This window comes from Paraburkholderia sediminicola, from assembly GCF_046026895.1.
Taxonomy (GTDB): domain Bacteria; phylum Pseudomonadota; class Gammaproteobacteria; order Burkholderiales; family Burkholderiaceae; genus Paraburkholderia; species Paraburkholderia sediminicola_C.
Map to the genome: position 1 here is coordinate 97,737 of NZ_JAQQEU010000005.1, position 19,481 is coordinate 117,217.

The following is a 19,481-nucleotide window of genomic DNA, read 5'->3' on the forward strand; positions in this document are numbered from 1 at the left end:
ACTTTCCCTTATTCAATTCACTTAGCAAACCCTTAAACTTGCCCGTAGCATTTTGTTACGGGGTGTGTGATGTTGGCCGTCGTTCTGGTTGCTTGTCCCATTTGCATCGCGGCGCTGTTCGGTTTTGCGCGGCACGTCGATCCGCAAACAGGTCACTTCAAGCGTTGAATTGTCAGGCCGTGGGCCATTGCTCCCGGCTGATCAGCCTTCAAGTCTTGCCTTCGCGTGCCGAGTCGCGGCACGATGCGCGATAACCTAAGTTTGGGGCGGTATCGCGTATGCGGGGTTTCCTGACGAATATCGTGGCGCGCGCCGGCGTGCTGAAAGGCGTTCTTCCTGTGAGCCGTGCCGGGGCGGTGCACGATGCGCTGGCCGGCGTGCAGCTCGCGTCGATGGATATTCCGCAAGTGCTCGGCTATGCGCGCATTGCCGGCATGCCCGCCGTCACCGGGCTTTACACGGTCTTTCTGCCGCTTGTCGCGTTCGCGTTTTTCGGCGCGTCGCGGCATCTGGTGGTGGCCGCCGATTCCGCGACCGCCACCATTTTCGCGAGCCGTCTCTCGACGATGGCGCCGGCGCCGAGCGCCGAATACGCAGCGCTCGCCGCAATGGTCGCGTTGCTCACCGCCGGGCTGCTGCTGATCGCGCGCATCTTCAAACTGGGCTTTCTGGCCGACTTCCTGTCGCGTACCGTGCTGGTCGGCTTTCTCACCGGCGTCGGCCTGCAGGTCGGCATCGCGATGCTGGGCGACATGTTCGGCGTGCCCGGACACGCCGCGCGCAGCATCGATCAACTGCTGCTCGTGGTGCACGAGGCCGCGCTAATCAATCGGCCGACGCTCGCCATTTCGTTGCTGGTGGTCGTCGCGATTCTGGCGTGCAAGCGCTTCTTGCCGCGCTTGCCGGTGCCGTTGATCGCCGTCGTCGGGGGGATCGCGGCAAGCGACCTCTACGATTTCGCGGCCCGTGGCATCTCGGTGCTCGGGCCCGTCGCGGGCGGACTGCCGCCGTTGAGCATGCCCTCGGTGACATGGCAGCAGATGCTCGATCTGCTGCCGGTCGCGGCCTCGTGTTTCGTAATGATCGTCGCGCAAAGCGCCGCCGCGAGCCGCGTGTTCGCCGAGCGCTATCACGAGCCGGTCGACACCAACGCCGATCTGCTCGGGATCGCCGCGGCCAACGCGGCAGCGGCGTTATCGGGCGCGTTCGTGGTGAACGGCAGCCCGACGCAAACCGCCATGGCCGATCTCGCCGGCACGCGCAGCCAGTTCGCGCAACTCGTGTTCGCCGCGGTGGTGGTCGTGGTGTTGCTGTTTTTCAGCCGTTATCTGCGCTATCTGCCGCACTGCATTCTCGCCAGCATCGTGTTCACGATCGCGATCGGCCTGATCAATCTGAAGACGCTGTTTGCGATTCGCCGCGAAAGCCCCGGCGAATTCGCGCTGGCGCTGTTCACGGCGGCGGCGGTGGTGCTGATCGGGGTCGAGCACGGCATTCTGGTCGCGGTGGCGCTATCGCTGCTGCGTCACGTGCGGCACAGCTACCGGCCTCACACAATGGTGCTCGCCCCCGGCGAGGACGGCATCTGGGTGCCGGTGCCCGCCGCGCCGGGTATCCAGACCACGCCGGGGCTGATCGTCTACCGCTTCGGCGCCGACCTGTTCTATGCGAACGATCATTTCTTCGTCGACGATATCCGCCGTCTGGTCGCTCGCGCGCCGAGCGCGGTGCGCTGGTTCGTGGTCGACGCGAGCGCAATCACCGATCTCGACTATTCGGCGGCGCGCTCCGTCGGCGAGCTGTGCAACGCGCTCAAGCAGGGTGGCATCGAGGTGATCTTCGCGCGGGTGAACCCATATCTGCGCTCGGACATGGATCGGCATGGCATCACGCCGATCGTCGAGGAGCGCTGCATTTTCGGCACGCTGCACGAGGCGCTGCTCACGACGGGTATCGAGAAGCCGGATGCGCATGTGAAGCACGCGCCGTAGCGGAAATTTTTTTCGCGGGGAGCGGTGGCTAGTGCTGCGGGTCGTCGGCGAACAAGTGGCCGATGAAAAAGCATGCACCGGCGATCGCGATGCCCAATACGGCGACGGTGTAAGCGAGCGCGGTACCGTGCCACAGACCGTCGAACCATTGATGAAGCTGCGCCATCAGCACCGCCGCATTGCCGCCGATTTGCTGCAATTCGATCTGATAGCGCGGATCGACGACGCTGTAGCGGGCGATCGCCTCGTCGGGCGGCGGGGCGTTCGCATAGATCAGCGCCGCCGCGATCAGCGCCGCGAGCAGCACGGCCGTGCCCGCCAGATACCAGCGCTTCTGCAAGGGCGAGCGTTTCGCCGCCCGGTTCACATCGTTGCTGCCGCTCATCGTGTTGGCTGGTCCACTTCGTTCGTCACGGCGACAGTATCGCAGAGCGGCGGCGCGCACCGAACGCGCGCTAGCTTTTCGAGGTCAGCATCTTGATGCCCGCGATGCCGAACATCAGCGCGAGCGAGCCGTCGAGCCAGCGCCGGATCGCCATGCAGCCGAGCACCACCGGCAACGTGTGCGACGTGCCGCTTGCGGGCGACACGGCCAGCGAGACGATCGACAGCCAGACCAGCACCGCTTTCGGATTGGTGAGATGCAGCAGCAGGCCGCGCAGATAGAGACGCTTGAGCGGCTCGCTCGGCGGCGCCTCGCCGGTGGGCAGCTTGCCGGGGCCGAAGGCGGAACGCGCGGATTTGAAGCCGAGCCATAGCAGATACAACCCACCGGCGATCCGGATCGCCACCAGACCCTCCGAATACCTGGCGAGCAGCGCCGATAACCCGAGCGAGGCCAGCAGCGCCCACGAGAACGAGCCCGACACCACGCCGAGCGCGAACGCCAATGCGGAGCGCCGGCCCGCGCTCATCGCGAGCGACATGATCGCGAGATTGCTGGGTCCGGGGCTTGCGGTGCCGACGAAGTAGGCGCTGTAGGCGATCAGGACATCGGCGCTGAGAATGGGGCTGGCGATCATGGTCTATGGCACTGGGTGGCAGTTGGCGCTGGCGGCAAGTTTGTGGATGGCGCGGGCGCGGAACAAACATGGGAGGAACGCGCGCTTCGACGTGCGGTTCGATACGCGCGCGACGATTCTGCGCGTCATCGCGCGAATCTCACAGATACAGTTGACGGACCGCGCAACAGGACAATCAGGCATGCGTGCGCGTCAGCCTACACTGCCGCTGCCCCAATACAATCGGCCAAGACATCCGCCACCGCTTGCCGGCTATGCCGCGGACGCTGCACGAGCCCGATCTCACGCTGAAACGTCGCGTCGCCGAGTCCGAGCGCGACGACGTTCGCCGGCCATTTGCCAAGCCCCACGGTGCTCGGAATCAACGCTACGCCAATACCGCGCGCCACCAGCTGCACGATCGCCTGCAGTTCGTCCACCTCGATCACGTCGCGCACGTTCAGTCGCGAGCGCCGCAGAAAGCGGTCGACCAGCCTGCCGCCGAACGACGTGCGATCGTAGCGGATGAACGGCTCGCTTTTGAGCAGCTCGCGCCAGCCGCGCTGGCTTCGCGCGAGTTGCTTCGGCACGAGCAGCACGAACGGCTCGGTGACGAGCGTGCGCCATTCGAGTTCGGACGGCAGCGCGAACGGCGGCTTGATGATGACGGCCAGATCGAGTTCGCCGGAATCCACTTGCCCGAGCAGCCCCAGCGACACGCCGGGCACGACGCGAATCCGCCAGCCGGGCCGGTCGTCGCGAAATCGCGCGAGCGCGTCGGGGAGAAACGACACTTGCGCGGAGGCGATCGCGCCGACCCGCAGCATGCCGCTTTCCGCCGCGACCGCGCCGCGTTCGGAGAGCCGCGCATAGAGCGTCATCATTTCCTCGGCGAGCGCGAGCGTTTCGCGGCCCGCGTCGTTGAGCGTCGCGGAGCGGCCGGTGCGGTCGAACAGCGCGAAACCGAGTTCCTCTTCGAGCCGCTGCATCTGCGCGCTCACCGCCGATTGCGTGAGCCCAATGCGCGCGCCCGCGCCCGAAAAGGTGCCGTACTGGCTGACGGCGATGAAGGTCTTCAGCTCGCTGAACATTTTGATTGATCGAAATTGGTGATGGTGAGGTCAAATATATATCGCTTTCCACCAATTTTGGTCATGGTTAAAATTTGCCCCACACGTACACCACTCCCACTACCAGCGAGTCTTACCATCATGAGCGTTGCCGAAAACGTTTTGCCGCCGTTCCATCTGGCGTTTCCTGTTCATAGCCTCGCCGCCGCCCGCGAGTTCTACGGCGAACTGCTGGGCTGTCCGGAAGGACGCAGCTCGGACGCGTGGGTCGATTTCAACTTCTACGGGCATCAGATCGTCGCGCACCTCGCGCCGGAAGAGATCGGCCACCGTCAGACCAGCAAGGTCGACGGCGATGCGGTGCCGGTCCGTCACTTCGGCGCGGTGCTGTCGATGCAGCAATGGCAGGCCGCCGCCGACAAGCTGAGCAATGCGGGCATCGACTTCATCATCGAGCCGCACGTGCGCTTCAAGGGCGAAGTCGGCGAGCAGGCGACGATGTTCTTCCTCGACCCGTCGGGCAACGCGCTGGAGTTCAAGGCGTTCGCGGATATGTCGTCGCTGTTCGCAAAGTAGGTTTTGGCCGCGCCGCGAAGCTTGCGGTGCTGCGTTCGCGGGCACGAGGCGCGTCGCGAAGCTTTGCGACGCGTCTTGGGCTCGCGCTCAACGAACCGGGCGATTTTTTTCAATCGCCGAACGTGGACGCATCTTGCCCCCTCGCTAGGGGAATTGGGCAAGGATTCGATCCAAAAGCGGAGGCGGCAAGTCGATATAGCCCGTGTCCATCAAACGCCGAAGTATCGTAAATAAGTTTGTCCGTGTTCCACACAAGCCCAACTTCGTCGAGTTCCGTGTAAGTGCGCTCGGCAATCAATGCCATATCGTTTCTTCGATAGAGCCTAAGCAAAACTTCCTCGCGGCCTAGATAAGCGTACGTCGCGAGATATAAGCCACCGTCTGGAGTCGATATGCTCTGACCCGACACAGGCGCGTTGGTGCGTGCTCTGGCATCGGCCTGATATTTGAGAGCCAATACGAGTAGAAGAAAAAGTGATCCCACTATGGCGATCCTTCTTCCGGCCTTCTCTAATCTCGCCTTCCGTTCAGTTTTCCTGGAGAAGACGTAGCGTGTCACCAATAGAAAACAGAACGATACGATGATCATGATGCACACAAGCATCACGCCCATTCCCACTGACTGTGTATGCAGCGCAAGACCGTTAATTTGTAATAAATGGTGTTAGGGTTCTTGAGGAGAATCGGTACACAGTCGCTGTAAATGATGAAGTCGCCGCCCTGCCTGTGCTTCATTTGCCACGTTCTGAACGTGCTGTTTTTCACGGGATAGTAGACCCTATACTTCGGGCCAGATGTGTAGACTGCGACCGGGAATTCCAACCAGTCAATGTTCGCAACCTGGGCCGCAACAAAGGTGGGAACGACGATAACGCCTTTGCGGTTCCAATGACCAAGGTATTGCGATGTTTCATTTGCGTTTGTGTTGAAAGTATAGTTGTCTTTCACGTACACCACGATATGCGTCACCGTTATGATTCCGGGCTCGATGCGTGCACCCGCAATTGCCGCGTAGAAATTGAAGGAACCAAGCGCTGCTGTTAGATCGTCGGGCGTTCCTCGCGATTGTTCCGCGATGAACATCGCGAATTTCTGTTCAAGCGTGCCATCGACCGCTCAGTTGAAATTGGAAGCGCTCGTGTAGCGATGGCAAGTCGGGGCACTCTTGCCAGGCATTCAGATCGACATACCCGCGCCTTGCGTAGGGCGTTAGCTTCTCCAGAATTTTCACCCTTGCCAAATCGCTATAGATGGCGGTGTTAATCAAAAATTCGTATTGCTTCTTTGCACGCGAGAAGTTTAAAATCCAATCCATTTTTATGGTCTTGGTATCTATCATGTCAGGCGGATAGGGCTTTCCGTTCTGATTTATCATTGCATGTTCGGCGGCATCGTCGGGAGAGCAGTTCAATTCCCCCGTAAACCATTTTTCCATCAACTTAGCCCCAGTCGGCATATACATGGCACGCATCGCGTCGGGAATCTCCTGAATATCAAACGGTGCCACCGCTTCGGATTCTTTTTTTTAGATGGGATTTTTTTGTTTTGGCGGGTCAGGGGTGTCAAGCCATTTCTTGAAGCGCAATATCAAATAAAATGTATTCGCGGCGCGCTGTTCCGCAGTAGGCCATTTGGTGGACGGTTTCGGGCCTGGTTTTGGTTGACCGCGGAGCGCTGGCGGGGCTTTTTACAGTGACAGCACTGTGTTACTTACGATGTGACAACCGGCTTCGCCATCGTATCGCGTCCATGTACAAAATATTTTGTTGATCTTGTAGTAGGAAATGCTTCGGTCAATTGATGCAGACATTTTTGGGGCGGTGATATTAGGAGCGAACAGGCTTATTGATCGACGCTACCAGCATTCGAAATGATTTTGTATGTGATCTACACATTTTGACAGTTTCGGATTGGTTGATGCTTTTCGCTTATTCGCGAAAAGGAAGCCGCGATCAAAGTCTCCCCTGTAATCGAGGAAAGAGAACTTGAAACGAACGGTAGCTACACAAAGGGTGTCGCCGATCGACGAACTAGTGGAAGTCGGTCGCCCGTTGTTTGACGTGATCCGGGTCGAATCCATCATGAACTGCCCCCCAAGTTGGACACCGATCCAATCTTTAGGGTGCAACTCGACCATCGAGGTCGACCGGCCTTATTCACAACCCCAGGCGTGAAATATTTGCGTTGCACAAATCAGTCTGAACGAACACTTCACGATACTTCACCGCCGCCGCGACACGCCCCGCGCACCAACACGCATCGAACAGCGGCTATTTCTATTCAACAAACGTTTGCATACCGCCAAAAGTTTCGACGCCTGAACCCCCAAACTCCTTACATCAAGCTTCCTGACATTTCTGCCATTTTGGCGCCATGCAGGCGTTGGTGCTACCGATCTAGCATCAGTGCTGATTCCCTCCATCTTCCTACCTGCACTTTCTCAGGCGCGTTTCAATGTGGATCGTCAACGTAGCGCTTAAGCGGCCATACACGTTCATCGTGATGGCCATTCTGATCTTGCTGGCGACGCCATTCGTGCTGTTCACCACGCCGGTCGACGTGCTGCCGGAAATCAATATTCCGGTGGTCAGCATCATCTGGACGTACACGGGTCTGTCGGCCGAGGACATGGCCAACCGCATCACGTCGGTCAACGAGCGCAGCTTGACCACCACGGTCAACAACATCGAGCACATCGAATCGCAATCGCTCGCGGGCATCACGATCCTGAAGGTGTTCCTGCAGCCGAACGCGAACATCCAGACCGCGATTGCGCAGACCGTGGCCGTCGAACAGGCGCAGCTCAAGCAGATGCCGCCGGGCGCGACGCCGCCCCTGGTGATCAGCTACTCGGCCTCCAGTATTCCGGTGATCCAGCTCGGCCTGTCGAGCCCGAAGCTCTCCGAGCAATCGTTGAACGACACCGCGCTGAACTTCCTGCGCCCACAGCTCGTCACGATTCCCGGCGCGGCCGTGCCATACCCCTATGGCGGCAAGTCGCGTTTGATCTCGGTCGACCTCGACACGCGCGCGCTGCTCGCCAAAGGCCTGACGCCTTCCGACGTGGTCAGCGCGTTCAACGCGCAAAACCTGATTCTGCCGACCGGCACGGCCAAGATCGGGCCGAAGGAATACACGATCAACATGAACGGCTCGCCCGCTACGGTGGAAGGGCTCAACGACATTCCGGTGCGCACGCTCAACGGCGCGACGACTTATCTGCGTGAAGTCGCTCACGTGCGCGACGGCTTCTCGCCGCAGACCAACATCGTGCGGCAGAACGGCCATCGCGGCGTGCTGATCTCGGTGCTGAAGAACGGCAACGCGTCGACCCTGTCGATCGTCGATACGCTCAAAGGGCTGTTGCCGGGCGCGCGCGCCGCGTTGCCGCCGGACCTGAACATCACCGCGCTGTTCGATCAGTCGGTGTTCGTGAAAGCGGCCGTGCAGGGCGTGGTGCGCGAGGCGCTGATCGCCGCCGCGCTGACCGCCGCGATGATCCTGCTGTTTCTCGGCAACTGGCGCAGCACGTGCATCATCGCGATCTCGATTCCGCTGTCGATCCTGTCCTCGCTGATCATGCTGCACGCGCTCGGGCAGACCATCAACATCATGACGCTCGGCGGCCTCGCGCTGGCAGTCGGGATTCTGGTCGACGACGCGACGGTGACGATCGAGAACATCGAACGGCATCTGCACATGGGCACGAATCTGCACGATGCGATTCTCGACGGCGCGGGCGAAATCGCGGTCCCCGCGCTCGTGTCCACGCTGTGCATCTGTATCGTGTTCGTGCCGATGTTCTTTCTGACCGGCGTCGCACGTTATCTGTTCGTGCCGCTCGCCGAAGCGGTGGTGTTCGCGATGCTCGCATCGTACATTCTGTCGCGCACGCTGGTGCCGACGCTCGCGATGATGCTGATGGGCCACGCGCACAAGCCCAAGCCCGATGCGAAGCCGAATCTGTTCATGCGCCTCTACCGGCGCTTCGATAGCGGCTTCGAGCGCATGCGCTCCGCGTACATCATGATTCTCAGCAGCCTGCTGGTGCGGCGCGGGCGCTTCGGCAGTCTGTTTCTCGGCTTCTGCGTGGTGTCGATGGGGCTCGTGTTCGTGCTCGGCGAGGACTTCTTCCCGAGCGTCGACGCTGGCGACATCCGCCTGCACATGCGCGCGCCGACCGGCACGCGCATCGAGGAAACCGCGCGTCTGGCCGACGAGGTCGAGAAGGTGATCCGCGAGGTCGTGCCGCCGCGGGAGCTGGGCACGATTCTCGACAACCTCGGCTTGCCGTATAGCGGCATCAACCTCTCGTACAGCAACTCGGGCACGATCGGCACGCTCGACGGCGAGATTCAGGTGGCGCTGAACGAGGACCACAAGCCGACGCAGATGTACATGGACAAGCTGCGCACCCTCCTGCCGCAGCGCTTTCCGGGCGTCGAGTTCTTCTTTCAGCCGGCCGACATCGTCACGCAGATTCTGAACTTCGGCCTGCCCGCCGCGGTGGACGTGCAGATTTCCGGCGCGAATCAGGAGGGCAACTTCGACGTTGCGCGCACGCTGATGAAGCAGGTGCGGCTGATTCCCGGCACCGTCGACACGCACATCCAGCAGAAGCTCGACGAACCGGCGATCAACCTTCAGATGGACCGCACGCGTTTGCAGCAGCTCAATCTGAGCGCGAGCAACGTCGCGCAGAACGTGCTGATTTCGTTGTCCGGCAGTTCGCAGACGTCACCGGGCTTCTGGTTCAACAACAAGAACGGGGTCGAGTACAACGTCGCGGTGCAGACGCCGCAGTACCAGGTGTCGTCGATCGACGAACTGTTGCGCACGCCGGTGTCGGGCTCGGCCAACGGGCCGACGCAACTGCTCGGCAACCTGGTGCGGGTCTCGCCGCAGACCCAGTTCGCGGAAGTCACGCACTACAACATCAGGCCGGTGATCGACCTGTACGTGAGCGTCGAGAAGCGCGACCTCGGCAGTGTGGCGAATCAGGTCGACAAGCTCGTGGACAACGTGCGCGCGTCGCTGCCGCGCGGCAGTCAGATCACCGTGCGCGGCCAGGTGCAGACCATGCGCAGTTCGTTCTTCGGCCTCGGCCTGGGCGTGGCGGTGGCGATCGTGCTGGTCTACCTGTTGATCGTGGTGAATTTCCAGTCGTGGGTCGATCCGCTGATCATCGTCAGCGCGTTGCCGGCGGCGCTCGCGGGCATCGTGTGGATGCTGTTTTTGACCGGCACACATCTGAGCGTGCCGGCCTTGACCGGCGCGATCATGACGATGGGCGTCGCCACCGCCAATAGTATTCTGATGGTCTCGTTCGCGCGTCAGCGGCTGTCCGCCGGGGCACCGCCGCTCACCGCCGCGCTCGAGGCCGGCGCGAGCCGGATCAGGCCGGTGCTGATGACCGCGTTCGCGATGATCATCGGCATGATTCCGATGGCGCTGGGTCTTGGCGAGGGCGCCGAGCAGAATGCGCCGCTCGGCCGCGCGGTGATCGGCGGCTTGCTGTTCGCGACGGTGTCCACGCTGTTCTTCGTGCCGATCGTGTTCGCGGGCATTCATAGCCGCCTTGCGCGCCGTCACCGCAACGACGACGACACGAACCATCCGGACCACGGCGGCGACGGTGGCAACGACAGCAAAGACCGCAAAGACGGCTCCGCGCCGGATCACGACGGCGCTGCCGCGCCCGCGTAAAAAGTTAAACGACGGCTGACTGAGATGGCTGACTGAAATGACCGAAAAAACTCATGCATCGCTAGCGATCCCGACGCGGGAGACCGAAGGGGGGCACGTGCTGCCGCCACGCCATCGCGAATGGAAGCGCGCGAAAATCGCCATCTGCATCGTGCTGCTGCTGCTCGCGGTGGGCGCGTTGCGCACCGTGATCGCGAACATGATGCAAAGCCGTGCTGTCGAGGCGACCACGCAACAGAACGCCACGCAATACGTGAGCGTGGTGAGCCCGACGCAGACCGAAAGCGGCGGCAACACGCTGTTGCCGGGCACCTTGCGCGGCTACGTCGAATCGCCGATCTACGCGCGCTCGACCGGTTATCTGCTGCACCGGTACGCGGACATCGGCACGCAGGTGAAGCAGGGTCAATTGCTGGCCGAACTCGACACGCCCGAAATCGATCAGGAACTCGCGCAGGCATTGGCGCAGCGTCAGCAAACCAGTTCGAGCCTCGGCCTCGCCAGGAGCTCGCTAGAGCGCTGGCAGCAATTGCGTCAACGCGATGCGGTCTCGCAGCAGGAACTCGACGAGCGGCAAAGCACCTACACGCAGGACATCGCCAACCTGGCCGCGGCCGATGCCAACGTCAAGCGCCTGCAGCAGCTCGAATCGTTCAAGCGGATCGTCGCGCCGTTCGCGGGCGTGGTCACGCAACGCAACGTCGATGTCGGCGATCTGATCGACGCGGGCAGCGGCACGAGCCGCGCGCTGTTCGCGCTCGCGCAGTCGGACCCGCTGCGGGTCTACGTGCAATTGCCGCAGGCTTACGCGCAGAACGTGTCGGTCGGACAGAAGGTGGTGGTCACCCAGGCGGAGTTGCCGGGCCAGCAATTCAACGGCACGGTCACGCACATTTCCGGCGCGATCGACGTGCCCACCCGCTCGTTGCAGATCGAAGTGACGTTGCCCAATCCCGACAGCAAGCTGCGGCCCGGCGCGTACGTGCAGGTCGCGGTGCCGCAGACGGCGCACGCCGAACTGTCGGTGCCCGGCAATGCACTGCTGTTTCGCGCCGAAGGTCCGCGTCTCGCAGTGGTCGATGCGAAGGGCAACGTGCAGTTGCACAAGGTCGTGATCGCGCGGGACCTCGGTCAGTCGCTCGAAATCGAAAGCGGCATCGAGCCGGGCGACCGGATCATCATCAACCCGAGCGACTCGATCGCCGACGGCGATCACGTGCGGGTCGCGCAGCCGGGCAAGAACGGCAAGGAGGCGTCGTGAAGTTCACGGGTCCCTGCCGGGCGATCACGACGCTCGCGGGCGCGGCGAGCGTCGCGAGCGTGACGTTGCTGGCCGCGTGCACGGTCGGCCCGGACTATCAGCGGCCAGAGGCCGACGTGCCGCCCGCCTGGCACACCGATTCGTTCTGGCGGCTCGCCACGCCGTCGCATGCGCCGATCTCGCCGGACTGGTGGAGCGGCTTCGGCGATCCGACGCTCGCCACGCTCGAAACCCAGGCGCTCGCGCAGAATCAGACGCTGGTCGCCGCGAGCGCGCACTACGAGCAGGCCAAGGCGACGCTCGCGAACACCAGCGCGCAACGCTTGCCGGAAGTCGATCTGAGTGCCACGGCGGCGCGCTTCAGGATTTCGCAGAACCGGCCGCTGACCAACTACGCGACGCCGACTGAGTCGACGGTGCAGAACACTCTGCAGCTCGGGCCGACGATCAACTACGACACCGATCTATTCGGCCGGATACGGCGCGAAGTGGAAGGCGCGAAGGCTTCCGAGCAGCAATCGGCGGACGATCTCGCGAATGCGCGGCTCGTGCTCACCACCGACCTCGCCACCGACTATTTCTCGCTGCGCGAACTCGACGCCGAAATCGACGTGCTGAACCAGTCGGTGAAACTGCAACAGAAGGCGCTCGATTACGTAAGCTCCGAGCATGACCTCGGCTCGGTGTCGGGGCTCGAAGTGTTGCAGCAGAAGTCGCTGCTGGACTCCACGCAGGTGCAGGCGCAACTGCTGCTGAACCTGCGCGCGCAATTCGAGCATGCGATCGCCGCGCTGGTCGGCGTGCCGGCCCCGCAGTTCGCGATCGAACCCAAGGTGCTCGACGCGAAGGCCCCGCCGATCCCGCTCGGCGTGCCCAGCGACGTGCTGCAACGGCGCCCGGACATCGCGTCGGCGGAACGCGCGATGGCGGCGGCCAACGCGCAGATCGGCGTCGCCAAGGCGGCGTTCTTTCCGAGCCTGACGCTGACGCCGGGGATCGGCTGGGAGAGCACGCAGTTCGCCAGTCTCCTGAGCGCGCCCATGCTGATGTGGACGCTCGGCGCGACGGTCAGTCAGGTGCTGTTCGACGGCGGCCGCCGCGCGGCCAACGTCCAGTTCGCGAGCGAGGGCTACAAGGCCACCGAGGCGAACTACCGGCAAACCGTGCTCAACGCGTTCCAGCAGGTGCAGGACGGCATCACGGGCCTGTCGGTGCTGGACGGCGCGGCGAAGCAGTCGCACGAGGCGGTGGGCGATGCCCAGCGTCTGCTGTCGCTCGCCACCGACCGCTATTCGGGCGGCCTCGTCGCGTATCTCGACGTGATCACCGCGCAGCAGTCGCTGCTCAACATCGAGCGCCAGGACGTGCAGATCCACGGTCAGCAGATGACTTTGTCGGTGGCGCTGGTGAAGGCGCTCGGCGGCGGCTGGGATGGCGGCGCCGACCTGGCGGGCGCGCCGAAAGAGGCGCAGCCTGCCGCGACGAAGGAAGCGATGGCTCCCGCACGGTGAGCCGCAGGTCCATGGTGCGGCAGCACCCGCAAAAGCATTCAAAGGCGTTTCGTATAATGCAGAGTCAAGCAACTACGTGGCATGGGACCGGAGCAAGCGCTAAACCGCTCACTCCGATCGACTGGGGACGCGCATGAAATTGCTGATCGTTGAAGACGAGCACAAGGTGGTGGACTACCTGCGCTCGGGTTTGACAGAGCAGGGCTGGGTCGTCGATGTGGCGCTCGACGGCGAAGAAGGCATGCATCTGGCCACCGAATTCGATTACGACGTGATCGTCCTCGACGTGATGCTGCCCAAGCGCGACGGCTTCAGTGTGCTCAAGGCGCTGCGCATGCGCAAATCGACGCCGGTCATCATGCTGACCGCCCGCGATCATGTAAACGACCGCGTGCGCGGCCTGCGCGAAGGCGCGGATGATTACCTCACCAAGCCCTTTTCCTTCCTCGAACTGGTGGAGCGGCTGCATGCGCTCGCGCGCCGCACGCGCTCGCAGGAGTCGACGCTGATTTCGGTCGGCGATCTGTTCGTCGATCTGATCGGCCGGCGCGCCACGCGCGACGGCGTGCGCCTCGACCTGACCGCGAAGGAATTCCAGCTGCTCAGCGTGCTCGCGCGGCGGCAGGGCGACATTCTGTCGAAAACCGCCATCACCGAACTCGTCTGGGACGTCAATTTCGACAGCCACACCAACGTGGTCGAGACCGCGATCAAACGATTGCGCGCGAAGCTCGATGGCCCGTTCCCGTCGAAGCTGCTGCACACCGTGCGCGGCATGGGCTACGTGCTGGAGGTGCGCGAAGAGGCGGAGACGTCATGAACCGGTCCATTGCCCGCCGTCTTGCGCTGATGTTCGCGTTCGTCGCGCTGTTCGTGTTCACGCTGGTCGGCACCGGGCTCGTTCTCATCCTGCGCACGCAGCTCGAACATCATCTGCGCGAATCGCTCGACGATCGCACGCAGATCGCACGCATCATCGTGTTTCATGCGGGCACGCCGGAAAAGTGGCGCATGACCCGCGAAAAACTCACCGACATGACGCCGCACGACGGCAGCACCGTGTACTCGGTGTCGAGCGCGGACCCGTATTTCAACTACGGCAAGCCGGTCGAAGGCCAGGTCGCGAAGAGCTGGGCCGGCGGCTACGCGCGCGTGAGTCCGGCCAGCGGCGGCCAGGACATGCTCACGGTCACGCAGACCATACCCGCCTACGGGGCGCGCCCGCCGGTGCAATTGCAGGTGGCGTCGAGCTATTCGCCCAATGTGCGCACGATGCGCGTGTTCGGTTCGGCGCTCGCCGCGCTCTCCGCATTGGGCAGTTTCGCCGTGCTGCTGCTCAGCTATTCGGTGACGCGCCTGGGCCTCGCGCCGCTCACGCGCCTCACGCGCGACGCCTCCGCAGTGAGCCCGAACAACCGCTCGCAACGTCTGAACACCGCATCGCTGCCGCTCGAACTGAACGATCTCGCCAACTCGTTCAACGGCGCGCTCGAACGTCTGGACGGCGCGTATGGCCGGCTCGAATCGTTCAACGCGGATGTCGCGCACGAGCTGCGCACGCCGGTGACGATCCTGATCGGCCAGACCGAAGTGGCGCTGACGCGCAACCGCTCGGTCGACGATCTGCGTCACACGCTGCAATCGAATCTCGAAGAGTTCGAGCGCATGCGCGCGATCATCAACGACATGCTGTTCCTCGCCCGTGCCGATCAGGGCGAGCGCGCAACGGGGCTGATCGAAGTGTCGCTGGCCGCGGAAGTCGCGCATACGCTGGAGTTTCTGGAGATTCCGCTCGAAGAGGCGCGGGTGCATGCGCAATTGCGTGGCGACGCGCGGGCGCGCGTGAACCGCTCGCTGTTCGGCCGCGCGTGCGCCAACCTGCTGATGAACGCGATCCAGCATTGCGAGCCGGGCGCCGGGATCAGCGTGACGATCGTGCGCGACGGCGATCACCTGCGCGTCGCGGTCGCCAACCCCGGCGAGCCGATTGCGCCGGACGTGCTCGAACATCTGTTCGACCGCTTCTATCGCGCGGAAGTCTCGCGTACCAATAGCCGCGAAAATCATGGGCTGGGTCTGGCGATCGTGAAGGCGATTGCGGAGATGCATCGGGGCACCGTGTCGGCGCATAGCGAACGCGGGATCAACACATTTGCGTTTTCAGTCGCGGTTTCGCAGATCGACAGCGGCGCGCAAACGATGCGCCCGAGCGCCGGCGCGACGGCCGAAGCGGGCGGTTACTCGTCGCTGGCGAAAGGCAAGTCGGCCTGAACCGGCGCGCGCCGCTTCGGCGCTTGCGTGTTGGCCGGCGTCAAGGCGCTCACACGCATGCCGAGCAGCGGCAGCTTGTGATTCGATTTCACTCGCCGCAGACATTCGGTCGCCGCATGCCGTATGGTGGAGACTAAAAATCCAGCGTGAATTGAGGCGACTCGTCGCTTGTCGTTTCGCCCGCACGTTGCAGGTTCCCGGCCTTGACTCCCAACAGCCTGATGGATTTAGCAAGTTCGACCCTTTTCAAACACTGGGTCGCCGCAGATCGCAAAGCTTTCGCGTCCGCAATAGGTTCCAGAAGGGTAACGTCACGCGTTACCGTCTTGAAGTCATTGAAGCGCAGCTTGATCCCGATTTTCCGAGCCAGATAACCCTTTCGCTGCAGATCCAGCGCCACTTGTTCGCATAGGCGGGTAAATGCGGCACCTAGTTCCTGCCGGTGCCGCACGGCGTGCAAGTCTTGCTCGAAGGTGGTCTCCCGGCTCATCGAGACAGGCTCGCTATGTGTCACCACAGGCCTGTCATCAAGACCGTGAGAGACCCTTCGAAGCCACGCCCCGAAGCTGCGTCCAAAGTGTTCGATGAGCCATCGCTCATCGCGTGCAGCAATCTCGCCGATGGTTGTTATGCCCAGAGACGCAAGCCTGGCGCTCGCCTTCGGTCCGATGCCGTTGATCTTGCCCGCTGCCATTGGCCAGATCCTGGACTGCAGATCCGCCGGCGTCAGGATCGTGACGCCGTCTGGCTTTTGCATGTCAGAACACAACTTTGCCAGAAGCTTGTTTGGCGCGATTCCGACCGAACATGTGAGACTCGTTGCTTCGAAGACGGCGGACTTCAAGTCGCGCGCAATTTGCTCCGATTCGTCATTCAGGAGTGAGACGTCGGCGTAGACCTCGTCGATTCCGACATCCTCGATGGTCGGACTGACTGACCGAACTGCATCCTTGAAGAGACGCGAGTAGGTTCGGTACAAATCGAAGTTCACCGGAAGGAGAATGGCATTCGGCGCTAACCGGGCTGCTTTCATCGTGGGCATCCCGGAGTGAACCCCGAGTGCTCGCGCTTCGTAGGTCGCGGTTGTCAGGACGCCTCTGCCCGTGTAGTCGCGCAACCGGGAAAATTCATGCGTACCGTCCGGGTTGACTCGCGGAGCATCCGAGCGACGACCAGCAACCACCATTGCCTCGCCTCGCAATTCGGGATACTGCGACAGTTCACAGGACGCAAAGAATGCGTCCATGTCAATATGGGCTATGCGCCTATCGTCTGGCATGCGTTGAGACATAACTGGCAATCAATCGTTTTGTCGGGCCAACGCGACGTGCATCGGCGCCGTTTTGAAATGATTACGCAAGTTGCAGATCTTCAGAAAAACAATGGATGAAACGAATGATACTAAAGAGCACGAGATGTGCACCTGCCGAGGCGCGTTGGCCTGGTTCGATTGACCGCGCAGCAGTCATTCAACGTTGGGGCGAATTCGGCCATCTGGCGCGTTATGGCAGGGCAGGCCAGTCGCATTAACTTTTTCCTGCAGTCGCGAACTGTGGCGCCAGTCGGTGTTATCCGGTCCCCTACGGGCATCCACCCAATCGGTCGGTCACAAGCTGCTGCCAGGAAGAGGTCAGGGATAAAGAAAAGACCGCTGTTCATGAGGGCAGCGGTCTTTCGTACGATGGGTGGCGAATGAGGGGACTCGAATTCCAGCTTTGCGGAATTCTTACGGATAGTCCGTTACGACACACACGCTAAGCGTGTCGACGTATCGATCTGTTGGGGCTTGAATTGCTCACGCGCCCGTCAGTAACGCCTGGTTGTCATCTTCAACAGCTGTTATTGGCCGGCGGCCGGCGACGCTACGCTCGGAGTCGCCAGCGTGTTGTGACTCCCGGGAGCGTTGGTGACGGCCGTCGAGCTATTGTTCGTGCTATTCGGCAAGCCCGAGTTCGGCGACCCGGTGCCCATGCCGCTGTCCGAGTTGGTAGTGCCAGGCGTGCCGTAGCCGCTCGTTGCGTTGGCCGGCGATACGGCGGCCGGCGACACGGTGGTCGGGGTCGCCAGCGTGTTGTTGCTCTGTGCATGAGCGCCGACCGACAGCGTGAGTGCGGCGACGGCCGCGATTAATGTGCTGGTTGTCTTGTTCATGACCCGTTCCTCCTTGATTGGAATGGAATTTCGACGCAAACGATCAATTCGTATTTTTCCATAGCGGTCGTTCTACGCTTGGCTCGTGGCGATCAAACAAACTCGCGCGATCATTCGCAGTGGTGCACGTGACGCGAACCACAGATCGCCGCTGAGGACCGTCAACGAGACATACTTCATTCCTGGAAGGAATCCAGGCTCGCCTAAAGGCCTGGCCAGGTGACCGGTACCTCGTTTATGCCCACGATGCCCTCTATGTCTCAATCAACTCAAGCGACGCGCGACAAGGCTTCTCAGGCCGGTATTGCATAGTATTGACGGCATACAGTGCGCCGGCAGCGCGAGAGCGAGTCCATAGCAGCTAATGTCAAGCTTAGGAAAGCGTTGGCTGATAATTAAGCGCATTGTTTGCAAGGGTGAATTTCGATTTTTGCGGTTACCCCTACTGGGTCCTGGTCCCAAGCTGAGGCCGGCGTGATGCGGCATTGCGCGGTGCATGCTACGTGCGCGCGAGAAAACGGATTGCGCTGCGTGGATAGCGAACAGCTAGTGGCGCGGGAACTGGTGTGCAAACTTGCAAACGAGCCAGCCGTTGCCTCAGAGCATCGTTTGCCGATTGAAAGATGTTCGTTGCCACGAAGAATATGGCGTGACGCCTGAAGTTCGGACTTATGCGAAGCTTTCCATCAGGCCGACGAAGAGTCGACCGAGTTCGCGGGCTCGATGACGCATGGAATTACGCGTACGATCCTGACTATCGAATTCAACGGCCTATGTCTCTGGTCGGCAACTTCTGCGGATCGTACTTTGTCCCTTCAAGGCGAGAACCATGTTCAAAAATATTTTCCGATCAGGTCTTGCGACCGCCGTTGCATCGCTACTGGGGGCGTGTGCGACGACGCCTGCGGGTCCTGCCAGCGCTTCCATCGACCCGCCTCAGGCCGAGCGCTTGATGACGTTGGCCGCGTCTGGCGTGCAAACCTATTCCTGTGAGTTCGACGCGCAGCATCATTTGGGCTGGGTGTTCAGGAGCCCACAGGCAACGCTGTTCGACGCAAGTGGCCACGCCACGGTTCGGCACGGCGCCGGGCCGTCCTGGGAAGCGGACGACGGAAGCCGGATTGTAGGGCGAGTGCTTGCGCAGCGTCCCAGCGAAACGCCGGCGAGCATCCCGCAACTCTTGCTCGAAGCGCATAGCACGTCCGGTATCGGCACACTGTCGGCTGTCCGGTATGTGCAGCGAGTGCATACCGTTGGAGGGTTGATGCCGGCCGCGCCATGTTCGACGGAGCACGAAATCGGTAGTTCACCTTATCTCGCGGATTATGTATTTTATCGATAGTGGCATGCGCTTATGCGACGACACGCGCGGGGTTCTGGTTCAGCGCTTTACGCGGGCATGCTTTGAGCGGGACGCCCGTATCAACTTGAGAAAAGCCTGCAGGATCGGCGACCTATCTTCGCGCCGATACAAACAACTCAACTCGATCTCCCGTAGCTGCGACGACCTGAGCGGCCGGTATACCACCCCAGGCAACCGAAGATTGACCGCCGACTCCGTTGTCACGCAGACACCGAAGCGGCTCGCCACGCCACTCGCGAAGCGCCGCGATCTGCTCAGCCTTCGACATATTGTGCAAGCCGATCTTTACCTCCGGGCGCTCAACAGCGGCGAGCGCCTGCGGTCCGGTCACCTCGCCTTCGAGCGAATGCTTCAGCACGAACGCGATTTCCAGGTCGGTTCGACGGCCGCGCTGCTCGGTCATCCACTGCGTTCGCTGGTTGCCGCTGCGCGTCTTGCGGCGCAGGCGGGCGAACCGTTGCAGGCCGGCTCGATTGTGATGGCGGGGGGCGCGACGCCGGCTGAGTGGCTCAAGCCGGGGCAATACGTGTCGGTCGACATGGAACAGCTTGGCAGTGCGGGTTTTCACGTCAAGGGATAA

At 61.9% G+C, this 19,481-nt stretch carries 16 protein-coding genes and 2 pseudogenes; 9 read left to right on the plus strand and 9 right to left on the minus strand.

The window, feature by feature from the left end; genetic code table 11:
* The first annotated feature begins 278 nt into the window (after nt 1-278).
* Complete coding sequence (locus PQR02_RS05520) at nt 279-1,991, plus strand: SulP family inorganic anion transporter (protein ID WP_408226635.1); 1,713 nt, start codon at nt 279-281, stop codon at nt 1,989-1,991.
* 28 nt (nt 1,992-2,019) lie between these two features.
* Here the strand turns inward: PQR02_RS05520 and PQR02_RS05525 are convergent, their stop codons facing one another.
* The 3 genes from PQR02_RS05525 to PQR02_RS05535 all read right to left on the minus strand — a co-directional run bounded on the left by PQR02_RS05525 (nt 2,020) and on the right by PQR02_RS05535 (nt 4,083).
* Nucleotides 2,020-2,376, minus strand: coding sequence for a hypothetical protein (locus PQR02_RS05525; RefSeq protein ID WP_408226638.1), 357 nt, complete (start codon nt 2,374-2,376; stop codon nt 2,020-2,022).
* A gap of 70 nt (nt 2,377-2,446) precedes the next feature.
* Entirely contained in the window at nt 2,447-3,013 is a 567-nt protein-coding gene (locus PQR02_RS05530; protein ID WP_408226641.1) for a LysE family translocator, read from the minus strand.
* A gap of 197 nt (nt 3,014-3,210) precedes the next feature.
* Nucleotides 3,211-4,083, minus strand: a complete 873-nt coding sequence (locus PQR02_RS05535; protein WP_408226644.1) for a LysR family transcriptional regulator — start codon at nt 4,081-4,083, stop codon at nt 3,211-3,213.
* Nucleotides 4,084-4,203: 120 nt separating this feature from the next.
* On the opposite strand from PQR02_RS05535, the gene PQR02_RS05540 reads away from it, so the two are divergent.
* Complete coding sequence (locus PQR02_RS05540; protein ID WP_408226647.1) at nt 4,204-4,638, plus strand: VOC family protein; 435 nt, start codon at nt 4,204-4,206, stop codon at nt 4,636-4,638.
* A 109-nt stretch (nt 4,639-4,747) separates the two neighbouring features.
* Here the strand turns inward: PQR02_RS05540 and PQR02_RS05545 are convergent, their stop codons facing one another.
* Genes PQR02_RS05545 through PQR02_RS05555 form a run of 3 tightly spaced genes read right to left on the minus strand, consistent with a single transcriptional unit; the run spans nt 4,748 to nt 6,145 of the window.
* Nucleotides 4,748-5,227 (minus strand): hypothetical protein, encoded by a 480-nt coding sequence (locus PQR02_RS05545; RefSeq protein ID WP_408226650.1) that lies wholly within the window; start codon nt 5,225-5,227, stop codon nt 4,748-4,750.
* A gap of 14 nt (nt 5,228-5,241) precedes the next feature.
* Entirely contained in the window at nt 5,242-5,721 is a 480-nt protein-coding gene (locus PQR02_RS05550; protein ID WP_408226653.1) for a DUF6402 family protein, read from the minus strand.
* Between the two features lie 13 nt (nt 5,722-5,734).
* A complete protein-coding gene (locus tag PQR02_RS05555; RefSeq protein WP_408226656.1) occupies nt 5,735-6,145 on the minus strand; it encodes a DUF6402 family protein in 411 nt (136 codons plus the stop codon).
* Between the two features lie 947 nt (nt 6,146-7,092).
* Here PQR02_RS05555 and PQR02_RS05560 point away from each other — a divergent pair.
* The 5 genes from PQR02_RS05560 to PQR02_RS05580 all read left to right on the plus strand — a co-directional run bounded on the left by PQR02_RS05560 (nt 7,093) and on the right by PQR02_RS05580 (nt 15,387).
* Complete coding sequence (locus PQR02_RS05560) at nt 7,093-10,344, plus strand: efflux RND transporter permease subunit (RefSeq protein ID WP_408226659.1); 3,252 nt, start codon at nt 7,093-7,095, stop codon at nt 10,342-10,344.
* A 37-nt stretch (nt 10,345-10,381) separates the two neighbouring features.
* Entirely contained in the window at nt 10,382-11,605 is a 1,224-nt protein-coding gene (locus tag PQR02_RS05565; RefSeq protein ID WP_408226662.1) for an efflux RND transporter periplasmic adaptor subunit, read from the plus strand.
* 23 nt (nt 11,606-11,628) lie between these two features.
* Nucleotides 11,629-13,116, plus strand: coding sequence for an efflux transporter outer membrane subunit (locus PQR02_RS05570; RefSeq protein ID WP_408226943.1), 1,488 nt, complete (start codon nt 11,629-11,631; stop codon nt 13,114-13,116).
* A 133-nt stretch (nt 13,117-13,249) separates the two neighbouring features.
* On the plus strand, nt 13,250-13,936 hold the full coding sequence (locus PQR02_RS05575; RefSeq protein WP_018424874.1) for a heavy metal response regulator transcription factor: 687 nt from the start codon (nt 13,250-13,252) through the stop codon (nt 13,934-13,936).
* The gene (locus PQR02_RS05580) at nt 13,933-15,387 is read left to right on the plus strand and encodes a heavy metal sensor histidine kinase (protein ID WP_408226666.1); all 1,455 of its coding nucleotides are present in this window, start codon (nt 13,933-13,935) and stop codon (nt 15,385-15,387) included. Before PQR02_RS05575 ends, PQR02_RS05580 begins: the two co-directional genes overlap by 4 nt.
* Before the next feature lie 133 nt (nt 15,388-15,520).
* Here the strand turns inward: PQR02_RS05580 and dinB are convergent, their stop codons facing one another.
* Both dinB and PQR02_RS05590 read right to left on the minus strand, forming a co-directional pair.
* Nucleotides 15,521-16,666: a DNA polymerase IV gene (dinB, locus tag PQR02_RS05585; RefSeq protein WP_408226946.1), complete on the minus strand. Its 1,146-nt coding sequence runs from the start codon at nt 16,664-16,666 to the stop codon at nt 15,521-15,523.
* Between the two features lie 560 nt (nt 16,667-17,226).
* Nucleotides 17,227-17,538, minus strand: a complete 312-nt coding sequence (locus tag PQR02_RS05590; protein ID WP_408226669.1) for a hypothetical protein — start codon at nt 17,536-17,538, stop codon at nt 17,227-17,229.
* An 829-nt stretch (nt 17,539-18,367) separates the two neighbouring features.
* Here PQR02_RS05590 and PQR02_RS05595 point away from each other — a divergent pair.
* On the plus strand, nt 18,368-18,880 hold the full coding sequence (locus PQR02_RS05595) for a DUF3455 domain-containing protein (RefSeq protein ID WP_408226672.1): 513 nt from the start codon (nt 18,368-18,370) through the stop codon (nt 18,878-18,880).
* Nucleotides 18,881-18,919: 39 nt separating this feature from the next.
* Here PQR02_RS05595 and PQR02_RS05600 read toward each other — a convergent pair.
* Nucleotides 18,920-19,129, minus strand: a pseudogene (locus PQR02_RS05600) (LysR family transcriptional regulator); the annotation flags it as partial.
* Between the two features lie 133 nt (nt 19,130-19,262).
* On the opposite strand from PQR02_RS05600, the pseudogene PQR02_RS05605 reads away from it, so the two are divergent.
* Nucleotides 19,263-19,481 (plus strand): annotated as a pseudogene (locus tag PQR02_RS05605) (4-oxalocrotonate decarboxylase); the annotation flags it as partial.